Origin of the sequence: Kosakonia sp. MH5 (assembly GCF_009935945.1) — a bacterium.
In the GTDB taxonomy this organism is placed as follows: Bacteria; Pseudomonadota; Gammaproteobacteria; order Enterobacterales; family Enterobacteriaceae; genus Kosakonia; species Kosakonia radicincitans.
Genome location: NZ_QODH01000046.1, coordinates 1 through 601, shown reverse-complemented (window position 1 = coordinate 601; position 601 = coordinate 1). Strand labels below are relative to the sequence as shown.

General features: G+C 57.6%; 1 protein-coding gene. It reads left to right on the top strand.

The features are described 5' to 3' along the window. Window positions 1-601: DHHA2 domain-containing protein (locus DK872_RS27240; protein WP_161519141.1), on the top strand; the 601-nt coding region annotated here is incomplete at both ends.

The window sequence follows — 601 nt, the reverse complement described above, 5'->3', positions numbered from 1 at the left end:
GGCGGTCTGGTCACGCAACTGCCGCCGGAGGTCTGGATAAAACCGGCAGGCAGCAGCGCAACAGTACTCTGGCTGCTGATGGATGCAGAAATGCGCCGCACAATGCCCCCGACTCACGCCATCCTGCTTCTTGGCGCGCTGCTCAGCGACACCGTTAATCTGCGCTCACCCACCACGACGGAAGACGATATCCGTACAGCCACTGAACTCTGCGTTCTGTCGGGAGTAAAACGTAAGGCGTTTGCCCGCGGGCTACTGGCAGCCAAAACCGATATCACCGGACAGTCCACAGAACAGCTTCTGCATAAAGACCTTAAGACCTTTTCGCTCGCCGGCACGGATGTGCGTATCGCACAACTGGAGGTGAGTTCACCAGGCCAGGTCACTCCCGTACTGGATGAACTGCAAAATGCGATGGCGCAGATGGCGGTGACAACCGGAGCCGGACTTATCGTGCTGATGGTGACTGATATCCGTGAATACTTTTCAACACTGTATTTTGCCGGGCCGGAGAGTGGCAACGTGGCGCCCTGCTCCGTACCGGGCATGGTCAGCCGGAAGAAACAGCTTCTGCCCTGGCTGGAACACTTCCTCAGTCAAA